This is a genomic window from Brevundimonas sp. NPDC055311 (assembly GCF_053645695.1).
This window is the reverse complement of record NZ_JBSHMV010000001.1, coordinates 1,066,032-1,080,789: the sequence shown is the minus strand read 5'-3', so window position 1 is coordinate 1,080,789 and position 14,758 is coordinate 1,066,032. Positions and strand designations below refer to the sequence as shown.

Sequence of the window (14,758 nt, the reverse complement as noted above, 5' to 3'; positions counted from 1 at the left end):
GATCCATGTCCCTAATCCGTTTAGGGATTTTGGCGCCGTTTCGTCGTCGTCCCGTCGCGTTCGTAAGGCAGGGGAGGGCCGATGAACCGCAAGCTGATCATTCGTCTGGGGCTGACGGCGGGGGCCGTCTTCGTGCTCGCCTACGCCGCCTCGCCCCTGCTGGCGGCGCGGTCGTTGATCCAGGCGGCCCGGACGGGGGACGAGAAGGCGCTGGAGCGCCAGGTCGACTTTCCCGCCTTCCGCGCCAGCCTCAAGGACGAGTTGAACGCCCGCATGATGGTCGAGATGCGCAAGGACCGGCGCCTGGCCGACAGCGGCTTGTCTGGGCTGGGGATGCTGTTGGCGCCGGCCCTTGTCGGCGGGGCGGTCGACGCCTTCGTCACGCCGCAGGCCATCTCGATGATGGTGCAGGAGGGTCGCGCGCCCAAGCCGGAGATCACGCGCCAGGAGCCTCAGGAGCCGAAGTCCGAGAACAAGCGCGTGCGCCAGTCCTGGGGCTATCGCGACCTGGACACCTTCGCCGTCACCCTGACCCGCGACGACCAGCCGGACGAGCAGGTCTCCCTGCTGATGAAGCGCCGCAACCTGTTCGGCTGGAAGCTGGCCGGGATTGATCTGGGGACGCCGGAGTAGTGATGTCCCTCTCCCGGCGGGAGAGGGCTTGAGCGCATGAGAGCGCAGCGATCATTCTGGCGCGAAAGGGTGAGGGGCTTGTCCTGTCAGTCGGCGTCAGTCGTCGCGCGACGCCCTTCGGCCGACTTCACCCGCGAACCCTCACCCTTTCGCCTTAGCCAATCGCTTCGCTCTTGGAGGCTCAAGCCCTCTCCCATTGGGAGAGGGTAAGATCAGCCCTTCAGCGCGGCGCGGATGGCGTTCAGGCCGTCCTCGGCCTTGGAGCCGTCGGGCGCGCCGCCCTGGGCGAAGTCGGGCTTGCCGCCGGCGCCCTTGCCGCCCATGGCGATGACGGCGTCGCGGGCCAGGTCGGCCGCATTGACCTTGCCCGCCATGTCCGGCGTCGCGGCGACGGTGATGGCCGCCTTGCCGTCGGTGACGCCGACCAGGGCGACGACGCCCGAGCCGAGCTGCTTCTTGAAGTCCTCGGCCACGCCGCGCAGGCCCTTGCCGTCGACGCCGTCCAGAACGCGGGCGATCAGCTGGATCCCGCCGATCTCTTCGGGCGCGGCATTGGCGCCTGCGCCGCCGCCCAGGGCCAGCTGCTTCTTCAGGTCCGCGACCTGCTTCTCCAGCGTCTTGACTGAGGCCTGCAGGCCCTCGACGCGGGCCGGAACCTCGGCGGGCTGGATCTTGAAGCCCTGGGCCAGATGGCGCGCGACATTGGCCTGATCCAGCAGGAAGCGGCGGGCCGCCTCGCCGGTCAGGGCCTCGACGCGGCGCACGCCGGCGGCCACGCCGCCTTCGGAGACGATCTTGAACAGGGCGATGTCGCCGGTGCGGAAGACGTGGGTGCCGCCGCACAGTTCGACCGAATAGGCGCCGGGACCATTCAGGGCGCGGCCGATGGTCAGGACGCGGACCTCGTCGCCGTATTTCTCGCCGAACAGGGCCACTGCGCCCGCCGCGATGGCGGCGTCGGGCGTCATCAGTTCGGTCGTGACCGGGACGTTCTGGCGGATGACGGCGTTCACCTCGTCCTCGACGCGGGCGATCTCCTCGTCCGTCATCGGGGCGTTGTGGCTGAAGTCGAAGCGCATCCGTTCGGCGTCGACCATCTGGCCCTTCTGGGCGACGTGGGCGCCCAGGACGTTCTTGACGGCGGCGTGGAACAGGTGGGCGGCCGAGTGGTTGGCGCGGGTGGTCGGACGCGAGCCTTCCTCGACCGTGGCGGTCACGACCGCGCCGGTGGCCAGCGAGCCCTGGGTCACTTCCAGGGTGTGAACGTGCAGGTCGCCGCCGTGCTTCTTGGTGTCCAGGACGCGGCCTTCGCCGCCGCTCCAGACGAAGGCGCCCTTGTCGCCCGCCTGGCCGCCGCCTTCGCCGTAGAAGGGGGTTTTGTCCAGCAGCACCTCGACCGTCTCGCCGGTCGCGGCGGACGCAGCCTCGGTGCCCTCCTTGACGATGGCGATGACCTTGCCTTCGCCGGTCTCGGACTCATAGCCGGTGAATTCGGTGCCGCCGTGCTGGTCGCGCAGCGCCAGCCAGGCGCCGGCCGAGGCCGTCTGGCCCGAGCCCTTCCAGTGCTCGCGCGAGCGGTCGCGCTGCTCGGCCATGGCGGATTCGAAGCCGTCGACGTTGACGCTGAAGCCGCGACGGCGGGCCTCGTCCTGCGTCAGGTCCAGCGGGAAGCCGTAGGTGTCGTACAGGGTGAAGGCCGTCTGGCCGTCCAGCATGTCGCCCGCCTTGAAGTCGGCCGTCGCCTGATCGAACAGGTTCATGCCGCGGCCGAGCGTGGTGCGGAAGCGGATCTCTTCCTGCTTCAGCGTGTCCTCGATGAAGGCCTGGGCGCGGCCCAGTTCGGGATAGGCCTCGCCCATCTCCTCGACCAGGGTCGGCACCAGACGGTGCATCAGCGGGTCCTGCGCGCCCAGCAGGTGGGCGTGGCGCATGGCGCGGCGCATGATGCGGCGCAGGACATAGCCCCGACCCTCGTTCGAGGGGGTCACGCCGTCGGCGATCAGGAAGGCGGTCGAACGCAGGTGGTCGGCGATGACCCGGTGCGACGGGGCGCGCTCGCCCTCGGCCTTGGTGTGGGTCAGCTCTTCCGAGGCCGCGATCAGATTGCGGAACAGGTCCACTTCATAGTTGGAGTGGACGCCCTGGAGCACGGCGGCGATGCGCTCCAGACCCATGCCGGTGTCGACCGACTTCTTGGGCAGTTCGCGAACGATCTCGTCGTTCTCCTTCTCGAACTGCATGAAGACGTTGTTCCAGATCTCGACGAAGCGGTCGCCGTCCTCGTCCGGCGAACCGGGAGGGCCGCCGAAGATGTGGTCGCCGTGGTCGTAGAAGATTTCCGTGCACGGACCGCACGGGCCGCTGTCGCCCATGGCCCAGAAGTTGTCGTTGGTGGGGATGCGGATGATCTTCTCATCCGCAAAGCCCGTGACCTTCTTCCAGATGTCGAAGGCTTCGTCGTCGGTGTGATAGACGGTGACCAGCAGGCGGGCGGGATCGAGGCCGAACTCCTTGGTCAGCAGGGTCCAGGCGCGCTCGATGGCGTGGTCCTTGAAGTAATCGCCGAACGAGAAATTGCCCAGCATTTCAAAGAAGGTGTGGTGACGCGCGGTGTAGCCGACGTTGTCTAGATCGTTGTGCTTGCCCCCGGCGCGCACGCATTTCTGCGAGCTGGTGGCGCGGTTGTAGGGCGCGGTCGCCGCCCCGGTGAAATAGTCCTTGAACGGCACCATGCCCGCGTTGACGAACAGCAGGGTCGGGTCGTTCTGCGGCACGAGCGGAGCCGACTGCACCTTCTCGTGGCCGTCGGCGGCGAAGTAGTCGAGGAAGGTGGAACGGATCTGCTTCAGGCTGGTCATGGGCGTATCGCTCTGGAACTCGGGCGCGCGGGAGGAATGTCGGAACCGGCGTCATATAGGGAATTTGCACTGAGTGCATCACTGAGGCGTGATGCGGGCGGCGCGGGCGGGCGTTTTCGTTGTTCAGGACCATGTCGGCCGTCCCGCTCACCGTCATCCTCGGGCTTGACCCGAGGATCGGACTCTCCGCCTGCGGGACGATAGCGACCGAGGCGCGCGCCGCCTCGCGCGATCCTCGGGTCAAGCCCGAGGATGACGGAACGAGGGGAGGCGAGCCTTAGTCGTGCAACCGCTCGGCCGACACGATGACCCCGTCTTCGTCGGCGTAGAGCCAGTCGCCGGGCGTGAAGATGACGCCGCCGAAGGCGGTGGGGATGTCGATCTCGCCGATGGCGTCGCGGTCGGCGCGCAGAGGGATGGTCCCCAGGGCTTTGACGCCGACGTGCATGGTGTTGATGTCAGCGCTGTCGCGCACGGCGCCGTGGACGACGATCCCGGCCCAGCCGTTGTCGATGGCCAGCTTCGCCAGATTGTCGCCGACCAGGGCGCGCTTCAGCGAACCGCCGCCGTTGACCACCAGGACGGCCCCCTGACCGGGCCGCTCCAGCGTCTGGCGGACCAGGGCGTTGTCGTCCAGCACGCTGAGGGTGCGGATCGGACCGTGAAAGGCCGCGACCTGGCCGAAGCTGCGGAAAGGCGTCTGGCAGACCTTCACCACGTCGGTGTGGGCGTCGCAGAGGTCGGCGGTGGCGAAGGTCATGGGGAGGCTCCGGTTCTTTGTGGGGAGCTTGCCCGTTGGGAGCCATGGGGAACAAGGCCGTTGCGCGGAGAAACGCGTTGGCGGCGTGTCTCAATCTCCGCTCATCCCGGCGGATGCCGGGATCCAGTAAGAACGCCCGCGCCTCGCCATCTGTTGACCGCTGCGCCTTGGAAGCCAAAGCACTGGATTCCGGCGTCCGCCGGGATGAGCGGGGAGAGGGGGCGGCGTCTTGAGCGGGCAAAAAAGAGGCCCGCCCGAAGCAGGTCGGGCGGGCCGATCTCCGTCCGACCGGCCACGCGGGGTCGGTAGGCGGGTCGCGCAGCGGCGAACGGAGAAGCTCTGGCCGATCAGGAAAGGCCCGCCCTTTCCGCCGTCATCCTCGGGCTTGACCCGAGGATCGGACCGCCTGCGCGATCCGGGCGGAGAAGGAAGAGGGCGTTTCCCGACTGGATCCTCGGGTCAAGCCCGAGGATGACGGCGTTCAGATGATGGGACGGATCAGCCCTCCAGGTCCTGGCCCTCGTCGGGTTCGGGGGCGCCCAGCATGTCGTCGGCGATCTTGGCCGTGGACTGGCGCACCGCCTTCTCGATGGCGAGGGCCATGTCGGGGTTGTTCTTCAAGAATTCCTTGGCGTTCTCGCGGCCCTGACCGATGCGGGTGGAGTCGTAGGAGAACCAGGAGCCGGACTTCTCGATGATGTTGGCCTTGACCCCCAGGTCGATGATCTCGCCGATCTTGGAGATGCCTTCGCCGTACATGATGTCGAAGATGACCTCGCGGAACGGCGGGGCGACCTTGTTCTTGACCACCTTGACGCGGGTGGTGTTGCCGACCACCTCGTCGCGGTTCTTGATCGCGCCGGTGCGGCGGATGTCCAGGCGCACCGAGGCGTAGAACTTCAGCGCATTGCCGCCCGTCGTCGTTTCCGGCGAACCGTACATGACGCCGATCTTGTGACGGATCTGGTTGATGAACAGGACGATGCACTTGGACTTGGAGATCGAGGCCGTCAGCTTGCGCAGGGCCTGCGACATCAGGCGGGCCTGAAGGCCGGGCAGGCTGTCGCCCATTTCGCCCTCGATTTCGGCGCGCGGCGTCAGGGCGGCGACCGAGTCGACCACCACGATGTCCACGGCGCCCGAGCGCACCAGGGTGTCGACGATCTCCAGCGCTTGCTCGCCCGCGTCGGGCTGCGACACCAGCAGGTCGTCGAGGTTGACGCCCAGCTTCTGGGCGTAGACGGGATCAAGCGCGTGCTCGGCGTCGACGAAGGCGGCCACGCCGCCCTTCTTCTGGACCTCGGCCACGGTGTGCAGGGCCAGGGTCGTCTTGCCCGAGGATTCGGGGCCGAACACCTCGATCACCCGGCCGACCGGCAGGCCGCCGATGCCGAGCGCCAGGTCGAGGCCCAGCGAGCCGGTCGAGACGCTCTCGATCTCGGCCACCTGTCCGGCCTTGCCCAGTTTCATGACCGAGCCCTTGCCGAAGGCGCGATCGATCTGCGCGATCGCCGCCTCTAGAGCGCGTTGTTTGTCGCCGTCTTCTTTACCCACGAGCTTCAGTGCCGCCTGTGACATTGGTTTTCTCTCCCTTGCCATGATTCCCATCTGACTTCGGGAGAGACCCGCCACGGACCCGCTCCCTTGGTGAGCCGGACTATGGACACGGTTTGTTCTTGTTCGCAAGATGTTCTCGTGAACTGAACGAGAACATTCATCGCCATGCGACCGATTTTGTCGTGACCTATCAGCCGCGCCAGTAGGGTCGGACGCGGGACAGGCAGGTGAAGGCGCGGCCTGAGGCGGCGTGCAGGACGACGGCGCTCTGTTCGCGGAGGCCGATCAGCCGCCCGGCGGTGAAGGCGATCTCGGGCGAGGTCAGTCGGGCCTCTGCAGGGATGCGGTCGCGCGCCACGGCCAGGTCGTTGAGGGCGCCGAAGGCGTCCTGCACCCGCTCCAGCGCCTGGAGGAAACGCCGCTCGCGGCGGGGATGGTCGAACAGGCCGGCGAAGAACTCGGCGGCATAGCGCAGGCGTTTGACCCGGATGCGCAGGCGGTGGCGCCCTGCGGCGTCCAGTCGGTCGAGACGGCGGCCGCCGCGTCGTACGCGTCGGTTCAGCCTTTGCAGGGCCTCGGCGGCGAAGTCGGCGACAGGCCGCTGTCGACGCCAGGTCCGCACCGGATCGGGGTCGCTGCGCCAGGCGCCGGTCTCGATCCAGGCCAGAGCCTCGAACATCGCGGCGGCGTAGCGCGGCGAATCGATCGCCGCCATCGCCCGGCGGTAGGCGCCGCTGCGGGCCGCCAGCAGTCGCAGGCCCAGGGGAGCGAGGTCGGGGTCGGGCGTCTCCAGCGCGGCGGGGTGGAAGACGTCGCGGATGAAGACGTCCAGATCGCGCGCGGCGTCGGTCTCATGCGCCAGCCATTTCAGCGCGGCGACGACGGGGGCGGCGTCCTGACCCAGCAGGGGTTTGAATACGGACAAGGCGGCGCGCAGGCGACGCAGACCCACCCTCAGCTGGTGCAGGGCCTCGGGACGGCGCACCCGTCGCAGCAGTTCGGCGTTGGCCGAGACCTGGCCCAGGGCGGCCAGGGCCGTGCGGCGCAGGGCCGCTTCGGCGCTCAGGGCGCGGGGCAGGGGATCGACGAGGGCGAAACGGGGCGCGCGCTCAAGCCCTTCGGCCAGGCGCCAGCCGCGCTCGGCCTTGCTCTCGAACAGGGGGACCAGGGCGATGTCGGCCGACAGGCGCCGGGCCAGGGCGAACAGGGCCTGGGGCGGGCCGTCCTTCAGCTCCAGTTCGAGTTCGCGCAGGGGTTCGACGCGGTCGCCCGCCGACAGTTCGCCCTCGTCATAAGCGGCCTCGATCACCGCGCCGTCGAAGGCGACCAGACGGGTGCGGCGGCGCACCGTGCTGGCGAAACGGGGGGCCAGGGCGCGGCGGCGGCCCTTCAGCAGGGCGGCGGCGGGCGTCGCCTTCAGCGCTTTCCAGTCGAGCGCCTCGCCGGCGACCGGCGTCTCCCATTCGGCGCGGTTGAGGACGTCGCCGCCGGTCTGGCCCTTCAGGGTCTGGACGAAGCCGCGTCCCGTGGCGCGTACTCGCAACCCCCAGCCGGCGCGCCGCAACACCTGGTCGGGCGTGTCGAAATAGACAGAGCGCAGGGTCTGCACGCTGTCCTCGCCCGCCAGGGCCGGGTGGGCGGCCAGACGGGCGGCGGCGCCCGGCCCCAGCCGAAATTTCAGTTCGATTTCCTGCGTCATGCCGGACATGACGCCATTGTGCGCCTATCCTCATGCCGGTCCAAGACGATGAAATGATCCAACGGCCAAGCTCGAGCGTTAGGGAGTGCATGACTGATCTTCAGACCGCCCAAACCACCCAGACCGCCGAACCGGCCAAGCCCGCCGTCCTGACCATCCGCAACGCCCGCATGGGCGACGTCGCCGGGATCAACGCCCTGGTGGCGCGGGTCTACAAGGACATGCCGCCCTATACGGCCGGGATGCTGCGCGGCCAGATCGCCACCTATCCCGACGGCCAGTTCGTGGTCGAGTTCGAGGGCGAGATCGTCGGCTACGCCGCCAGCTTCCGCATCGACGAGGCTTCGGCCATGGGGCCGCACACCTGGGACCAGATCACCGGCGGCGGCTACGGCGCGCGGCACGATCCCGAGGGCGAGTGGCTGTACGGCATGGAGGTCTGCGTCGACCCCGCCCGGCGCCGCCTGCGCATCGGCCAGCGCCTGTATGACGCGCGCCGCGACCTGTGCGAGGCGCAGAACCTGAAGGGCGTGGTCTTCGGCGGGCGGATGCCGGGGCTGGCGCGCCGCCGCGCCGCCTATCCCGACCCGAACGCCTATGTCGAGGCGGTGCGCGACCGCAAGGTGAAGGACCCGATCATGGCCTTTCATCAGCGCTCGGGGTTCGAGCCGGCGGGGGTGCTGCTGAACTACCTGCCGTCGGACAAGGCGTCGCTGGGCCATGCGGCGCGCTGGGTCTGGCGCAACCCCTACTATGTCGAGGCGACGGGCAAGGGGGCGGCCTTTGCGGTCAAGGAGACGGTGCGCGTCGCCACCGTCCAGCTGCAGATGCGCAAGGTCGAGAGCTTCGGCGAGTTCATGGACAACGTCGAATATTTCGTCGACGTGGGGTCGGACTATCGCGCCGACTTCGTGGTCTTCCCCGAGCTGTTCACGCTTCAGCTGCTGTCGCTGGAGACGAAGAAGCTGACGCCTGCGGAATCGATCGAGGCCCTGACCCGCTACACGCCGCGCTTCGTCGAGGCGATGCGTGAACTGGCGGTCGGCTACAACGTCAACATCATCGGCGGCTCGCACCCGACGCGGACCGAGGACGGCGAGATCCAGAATGTCGCCTATGTCTTCCTGCGCGACGGCTCGGTGCATGAGCAGGAGAAGATCCACCCGACCCCGAACGAGCGCCACTGGTGGAACATCAAGGGCGGCGACCGGGTCCACGCCATCCCGACCGACTGCGGGCCGATCGGGGTGATGATCTGCTATGATTCCGAGTTCCCGGAACTGGCGCGGCGTCTGGCGGACGAGGGGGCGCGCATCCTGTTCACCCCCTTCTGCACCGACAACCGGCAGGGGTATCTGCGGGTGCGCTACTGCTCGCAGGCGCGGGCCATCGAGAACCAGTGCTACGTCGTCCTGTCGGGCAATGTCGGCAACCTGCCCAACGTCGAGAACATGGACATCCAGTATGCGCAGTCGTGCATCCTGACGCCGTGCGACTTTCCGTTCGCGCGCGACGGGGTGGCGGCCGAGGCCAGCGAGAACGTCGAGACGGTGACGGTGGCGGACCTGGACCTGTCCGACCTGGCCTGGGCCAAGGCGCAGGGGACGGTGCGGAACCTGCGCGATCGGCGGTTCGACCTCTACAAGACGGTGTGGACGGACGGGGGGTGACAGTCTCTCTTACCGCTCATCCCGGCGGACGCCGGGATCCAGTAAGAGCGGCGCGCACAGGACTTGCGTATTCAGGTCGCGCGTTTGAGGCCAAAGCACTGGGCCCCGGCGTCCGCCGGGGTGAGCGGGGGATTTCGTGACCCGCCTTCTATTCTGGCCGCCTCGCCGGGCTGTCCCGGAACCGGGGCGCGGGCGCGGGCTGCACCACGCCCTGCGCCGTGACGAAGGCGTCGCGAGCGCGGTTGTGCGGGTGGTCGGGCGCCTCGGTCATGGACAGGACGGGGGCGACGCAGGCGGCTTGGGCGTCGGGATCGCTGCACCAGTCGTCGCGGGTGCGGGTGCGGAAGACGGCGGCCAGCTTGTCCTTCAGCCTTGGCCATTGGTCTGGGTCGAACGGCATGGCGAAGTCGGGGTCGTTCCCCAGTCCCGTCAGCCGCATCAGGGCGATGTAGAAGGCCGGTTCGATGGCGCCGACGGCGACGTATTTGCCGTCCTTCGTCTCATAGACCTCGTAGAACGGCGCGCCGGTGTCGAGCAGGTTGACGCCGCGCTCGTCGCGCCAGGCCAGACTGGGCGGCAAGGGTGCAGGCAGGTTCTGGCGGAAGCCCCAGATCATGCTCATCAGCAGGGAGGAGCCGTCGGTCATGGCGCAGTCGATGACGTCGCCGCGTCCGATGCGCTGGGCCTTGAGCAGGCCGGCAACCATGCCGAAGGCCAGCAGCATCCCGCCGCCGCCGAAATCGCCCACCATGTTGATCGGCGGGGTCGGCTTCTCGCCCGCTCGGCCGAAGGCGTGCAGGGCGCCCGAGACGGCGATGTAGTCGATGTCGTGGCCCGGCGCCGGGGCCAGCGGTCCGTCCTGACCCCAGCCGGTCATGCGGCCGTAAACCAGCCTGGGATTGTCGGTCAACAGCGCGTCGGGGCCGAGACCCAAGCGCTCCATCACGCCGGGGCGGAAGCCCTCGATCAGGCCGTCGGCGGTGCGCGCCAGATCGCGGATCAGGGCGGCGCCCTCGGGCGTCTTCAGGTCGGCCTCGACCAGACGGGCGCGGCTGCGGTTCAGGGGATCGCGCAGGTCGGGTGCGGCGCCGGGGCGGTGGACCAGCACCACCTCGGCCCCATGATCGGCCAGCATCATGCCGCAGAAGGGGGCGGGGCCGATGCCGCCGATTTCGATGATGGTCAGGCCGTCGAGAGTTCCGCTCATGCCCGCCACTCAAGCCGAGGCGGGCGGCCCCGTCCAGCTTGCGCTGTGCGGGACCGCCACTTCGGGGGGAGCTGAATGATGTACCGCTCACCCCGGCGGACGCCGGGGCCCAGTGCTTTGGCCAAGGGGCGCGACCATGCTGGTTGGCGCGGCGCGCGTCGCTCTTACTGGGTCCCGGCGTCCGCCGGGATGAGCGGATTTGGATGGTTACGCCGCTCGGTTCTTCACCAGATCGTCCACGACCGACGGATCGGCCAGCGTCGAGGTGTCGCCCAGGGCGCCCAGTTCGTTCTCGGCGATCTTGCGCAGGATGCGCCGCATGATCTTGCCCGAGCGGGTCTTGGGCAGGCCCGGCGCCCACTGGATCACGTCCGGCGCGGCGATGGGGCCGATCTCCTCGCGGACCTGGGCGATCAGGGCCTTGCGCAGGTCTTCGGTGGCCTCGACCCCCTTGTTCAGGGTGACATAGGCGTAGATGCCCTGGCCCTTGATGTCGTGGGGGAAGCCGACGACGGCGGCCTCGGCCACGTCGTCGTGCAGGACCAGCGCGCTCTCGACCTCGGCCGTGCCCATGCGGTGGCCCGAGACGTTGATGACGTCATCGACCCGGCCGGTGATCCAGTAATAGCCGTCCTCGTCGCGGCGGCAGCCGTCGCCGGTGAAATACTTGCCCGGATAGGTCGAGAAATAGGTCTCGAAGAAGCGCTGGTCGTCGCCATAGACCGTCCGCATCTGGCCCGGCCAGCTGTCGGTGATGCACAGATTGCCCTCGGTCGCGCCCTCCAGAACCGCGCCGTCGGCGTCGACGATCTGCAGCTCGACGCCGGGCAGGGGCTTGGTCGCCGAGCCGGGCTTCAGGTCGGTCGCGCCGGGCAGGGGCGAGATCAGGGCGCCGCCCGTCTCGGTCTGCCACCAGGTGTCGACGATGGGCAGGCGGCCCTCGCCGACGACCTCATGATACCAGCGCCAGGCCTCGGGGTTGATCGGCTCGCCGACGGTGCCGAGCAGGCGCAAGGATTTGCGGCTGGACGCCTTCACCGGGGCGTCGCCCTCGCGCATCAGGGCGCGCAGGGCCGTGGGGGCGGTGTAGAAGATATTGACCTGATGCTTGTCCACCACCTCCCAGAAGCGGCTGACGGTGGGGTAGTTGGGCACGCCCTCGAACATCAGGCTGGTCGCCGCATTGGCCAGGGCACCGTAGACGACATAGGTGTGGCCCGTGACCCAACCCACGTCGGCGGTGCACCAGAAGACCTCGCCGGGGCGGTAGTCGAACACCAGTTCATGCGTATAGCTGGCCCAGAACAGATAGCCGCCGGTGGTGTGCAGCACGCCCTTGGGCTTACCCGTCGAGCCCGAGGTGTAGAGGATGAACAGCGGATCTTCGGCCTTCATCGGCTCGGGCGCGCAGTCGGGCGAGGCCTTTTCCGTCTCGACGCCCCAGTCCAGGTCGCGGCCCTCGACCATGGGGATGTCGGCGCCGGTGTGGCGCAGGACCACCACGGTCTTCACGCCCGCGACCTTTTCCAGCGCCTTGTCGACATTGGCCTTCAGCGGCACGCGCTTGCCCGCCCGGCAGCCTTCGTCGGCGGTGATGACGAAGGTGGATTCGCAGTCCTCGATCCGCCCGGCGATGCTGTCGGGCGAGAAGCCGCCGAAGATGACCGAATGCACGGCGCCGATGCGGCCGCAGGCCAGCATGGCGTAGGCCGCTTCGGGGATCATCGGCAGATAGATGGTGACGCGGTCGCCCTTCTTGACGCCGTTGGCCTTCAGCACGTTCGCCAGGCGGCACACACGGTCATGAAGTTGGCCGAAGGTGATGGCTTCGCTGTCGGTCGGTTCGTCGCCTTCCCAGATGATGGCGACCTCGTCCCTGCGGGCGGGCAGGTGGCGGTCGATGCAGTTGACCGAGGCGTTCAGCACCCCGTCCTCGAACCAGCGGATGCGGAAGTCTTCCTTCTTGAAGGAGACGTCCTTGATCTTGGTCGGAAAGGTCATCCAGTCCAGCCGCTCGGCCTGCGTAGCCCAGAAGGCGCCAGGGGTCTCTCGCGCCTGAATCCGGGCCGCTTCATAGCCGGCGCGGTCCATGTGGGCGCGGGCGGCCAGTTCGGCGGGGACGGGATAGATTTCCGGATCAGACACGCGATTTTCCTCCAGGGTCTTTTTCTTCTTCGGCTTTAGAAGCCGTATTTGGCGAACAGGATCAGACGGGTCATGTCGCCGTCCAGCCCTGACTCGAGTTTGCGATCAGCGAACATCACCTCGGCGCCGACATCAAACGCCGCAACCGGGGACCAGATCAGATTGGCGTGAAGGCTCTGGGCCGAGCGGTTGGCGGCCGCGCCGGTCAGGGCGACGTCGTTGTCGACCTTCTGCGTGGACCAGATCAGGCTGGAGCGCCAGCCCGGCGCCCAGACGTGGCGATAGGCGGCGAAGCCCGCGACCACGCCGATGGCCTCCAGCTCGCCCGAGGCGTCCAGCACGGCGTCGTTGGAGAAGTTCAGCCCGACATAGCGGCCGATGCCTTCGCCGCCGGTCAGCATCAGGCGGATGTCGTCCTGCGCCCCGACCTTGAATAGCGCCGAGGCCGACAGGCCCCAGCCCGTGGCGGTGGAATCGATGTCGGTCGCCGGGTTCTGATACTTCAGCTGACGCACCAGGCCGGACAACTGGACCGCGCCCCACGGACGGCTCAGCGCGTAGCGGGCGGTCAGGTCGGGCAGGCTGTTGTCGTCGGCGATGATCCGCGCGCCGCCGCCGAAGGGGGTGACGGTCGTCTCGGGGTTCTCCAGTGCGATGGAGAAGGGGCCGCGCGTGTAGCGGACCTGTGCCTGACGGGCGAAGACCGTGCCTTCGGCCGCGCCGACGAAGTCCGCCGATTCCGGCAGGACGGCGGTGTTCTGGAAGTTGGTCCACTCCTGACCGATCAGCCAGTTGTCGATGGTGACGAAGGCGCGTCGCAGGGCGGGGTTGGAGCCGCTGGTCGTGCGCTGGTCGCCCGAGCCGGGCAGGGTCTGGAAGTCCATCTCCAGCCGCGTGCCGATCTTGCGGCCGCCGACCACGCCGTCGGTGGTCAGCCAGAAGCGGGTCTGGCGGGCGTTGAAGTCGGTGGCGACGTCCTCGTCGGCCCCGCCGACCGGGATGGCGCCGGGCAGGTGATAGTCGCGCAAGGGATCGCCGTTGGCGGGGTCGCCGCCGGAATATTTCGACGCCGTGAAGTCGGTCTTGATGAAGCCGCCGAACTTCACCGTGTGGTCGCCGATGCGGAAGCCGTCCGAAGGCGGCGTCGGCGCGGAGACAGGCGCCGGCGCCGGACGCGTCTCCAGACGGATGATGTCCTGGGCCTGCGACGTCTGCTGGGTGCGAGAGGCGGCGACTTCGGACTTCAGGCTGTTCAGCTCGGCTTCGAGCTGGGCGATACGGGCTTCCAGGGCGGCGCTGGCCTCTTGAGCCAGTGCGGCGCCGGGGACAAGCAGCAACGCGGCCGCAGCCGCGCCGCCGAACAGACGGCAGCTTCCCATGCGAGGTCCTCCCAGACCGTTGTTCCGGGCCCGTCTGTCGCAGGCCTCAGGACGGCAGCATTCCGCTCGGTCAGGGTTTGCGGCCATTAGCCATTCGTCTAGTTTCGACCAAAGTCGAGGCGCGGCATGGTGTCGTCGCGACGCGGCCGGATGAACAAGAACCGCGCGCGGGAAGGACGCCCATGGACCGCATCGTCGTCGCCGACGACCATCCCCTGTTTCGCGCGGCGTTGAAGTCGGCTGTCGAAAAGGCGTCCGAAGGCGCGCAGATCGTCGAATGCGCCAGCCTGGCCGAGGCGCAGGCCGCCCTGGGCGCGGCGGCGACGGACCTGCTGCTGCTGGACCTGAAGCTGTCGGACGTGGACGGCATGGCGGGCCTGACCCTGATCCGCGCCGATCATCCGGCCGTGCCGGTCGCCGTGGTCTCGGCCAGTGAAGAGGCGCCGACCATCCGCCGCGCCCTGGCGCTGGGGGCGGCGGGCTTCATCCCCAAATCGGCCGCCCTGCCCGAAATGGTCGAGGCGATCCGGGCCGTTCTCGAAGGCGAGACCTGGGCGCCCGAGGTCGAGGCGGCGAGCGAGGAAGAGGCCGACCTGCAAGCCCGCATCGCCAGTCTGACGCCGTCGCAGCTGCGGATTCTGGAGGGGCTGAAGGTCGGGCGGCTGAACAAGCAGATCGCCTTCGATCTGGGCGTCACCGAGGCGACGATCAAGGCGCACCTGACGAGCGTCTTCCGCAAGCTGGGCGTGCAGAACCGGACCCAGGCGGTGATCCTGGCGCAGTCGCTGGATCTCTAGGCACGCTTTCTCCCTCCCCTTTATGGGGAGGGTGGCTGAGGCCGTCAGGCCGA

At 68.5% G+C, this 14,758-nt stretch carries 10 protein-coding genes and 2 pseudogenes; 4 read left to right on the top strand and 8 right to left on the bottom strand.

Annotation, left to right across the window (positions count from 1 at the left end; translation table 11 throughout):
• Positions 1 to 81 precede the first annotated feature (81 nt).
• Positions 82 to 633 carry a DUF2939 domain-containing protein gene (locus ACWIDZ_RS05235; RefSeq protein WP_453989051.1) on the top strand — a complete coding sequence of 184 codons (552 nt, stop codon included), beginning with the start codon at positions 82 to 84 and terminating at the stop codon, positions 631 to 633.
• 212 nt (positions 634 to 845) lie between these two features.
• Here ACWIDZ_RS05235 and alaS read toward each other — a convergent pair whose 3' ends face one another.
• The 4 genes from alaS to ACWIDZ_RS05215 all read right to left on the bottom strand — a co-directional run bounded on the left by alaS (position 846) and on the right by ACWIDZ_RS05215 (position 7,516).
• A complete protein-coding gene (gene alaS, locus ACWIDZ_RS05230; protein WP_453989049.1) occupies positions 846 to 3,491 on the bottom strand; it encodes an alanine--tRNA ligase in 2,646 nt (881 codons plus the stop codon).
• A 277-nt stretch (positions 3,492 to 3,768) separates the two neighbouring features.
• Complete coding sequence (gene rraA, locus ACWIDZ_RS05225) at positions 3,769 to 4,251, bottom strand: ribonuclease E activity regulator RraA (RefSeq protein WP_453989048.1); 483 nt, start codon at positions 4,249 to 4,251, stop codon at positions 3,769 to 3,771.
• A 498-nt stretch (positions 4,252 to 4,749) separates the two neighbouring features.
• On the bottom strand, positions 4,750 to 5,829 hold the full coding sequence (gene recA, locus ACWIDZ_RS05220; protein WP_291779483.1) for a recombinase RecA: 1,080 nt from the start codon (positions 5,827 to 5,829) through the stop codon (positions 4,750 to 4,752).
• A 169-nt stretch (positions 5,830 to 5,998) separates the two neighbouring features.
• A complete protein-coding gene (locus ACWIDZ_RS05215) occupies positions 5,999 to 7,516 on the bottom strand; it encodes a CYTH and CHAD domain-containing protein (protein ID WP_453989047.1) in 1,518 nt (505 codons plus the stop codon).
• 80 nt (positions 7,517 to 7,596) lie between these two features.
• On the opposite strand from ACWIDZ_RS05215, the gene ACWIDZ_RS05210 reads away from it, so the two are divergent.
• Positions 7,597 to 9,177 (top strand): bifunctional GNAT family N-acetyltransferase/carbon-nitrogen hydrolase family protein, encoded by a 1,581-nt coding sequence (locus tag ACWIDZ_RS05210; RefSeq protein WP_291779489.1) that lies wholly within the window; start codon positions 7,597 to 7,599, stop codon positions 9,175 to 9,177.
• Positions 9,178 to 9,325: 148 nt separating this feature from the next.
• Here the strand turns inward: ACWIDZ_RS05210 and ACWIDZ_RS05205 are convergent, their stop codons facing one another.
• The 4 genes and pseudogenes from ACWIDZ_RS05205 to ACWIDZ_RS05190 form a co-directional block, all read right to left on the bottom strand.
• Positions 9,326 to 10,384 (bottom strand): CaiB/BaiF CoA transferase family protein, encoded by a 1,059-nt coding sequence (locus ACWIDZ_RS05205; RefSeq protein WP_453989046.1) that lies wholly within the window; start codon positions 10,382 to 10,384, stop codon positions 9,326 to 9,328.
• A 207-nt stretch (positions 10,385 to 10,591) separates the two neighbouring features.
• Positions 10,592 to 12,529, bottom strand: coding sequence for an acetate--CoA ligase (acs, locus tag ACWIDZ_RS05200; RefSeq protein ID WP_453989045.1), 1,938 nt, complete (start codon positions 12,527 to 12,529; stop codon positions 10,592 to 10,594).
• Between the two features lie 35 nt (positions 12,530 to 12,564).
• On the bottom strand, positions 12,565 to 13,908 hold the full coding sequence (locus ACWIDZ_RS05195; RefSeq protein ID WP_453989044.1) for a DcaP family trimeric outer membrane transporter: 1,344 nt from the start codon (positions 13,906 to 13,908) through the stop codon (positions 12,565 to 12,567).
• Between the two features lie 70 nt (positions 13,909 to 13,978).
• Positions 13,979 to 14,224: pseudogene (locus ACWIDZ_RS05190) on the bottom strand (hypothetical protein); the annotation flags it as partial.
• Here ACWIDZ_RS05190 and ACWIDZ_RS05185 point away from each other — a divergent pair.
• Together ACWIDZ_RS05185 and ACWIDZ_RS05180 are read left to right on the top strand one after the other, a co-directional pair.
• Positions 14,112 to 14,426 (top strand): annotated as a pseudogene (locus ACWIDZ_RS05185) (response regulator); the annotation flags it as partial. The pseudogenes ACWIDZ_RS05190 and ACWIDZ_RS05185 overlap by 113 nt on opposite strands.
• Positions 14,421 to 14,705 carry a helix-turn-helix domain-containing protein gene (locus tag ACWIDZ_RS05180; RefSeq protein WP_453989150.1) on the top strand — a complete coding sequence of 95 codons (285 nt, stop codon included), beginning with the start codon at positions 14,421 to 14,423 and terminating at the stop codon, positions 14,703 to 14,705. The pseudogene ACWIDZ_RS05185 and the gene ACWIDZ_RS05180, both read left to right, overlap by 6 nt.
• The last annotated feature ends 53 nt before the right edge of the window (positions 14,706 to 14,758 follow it).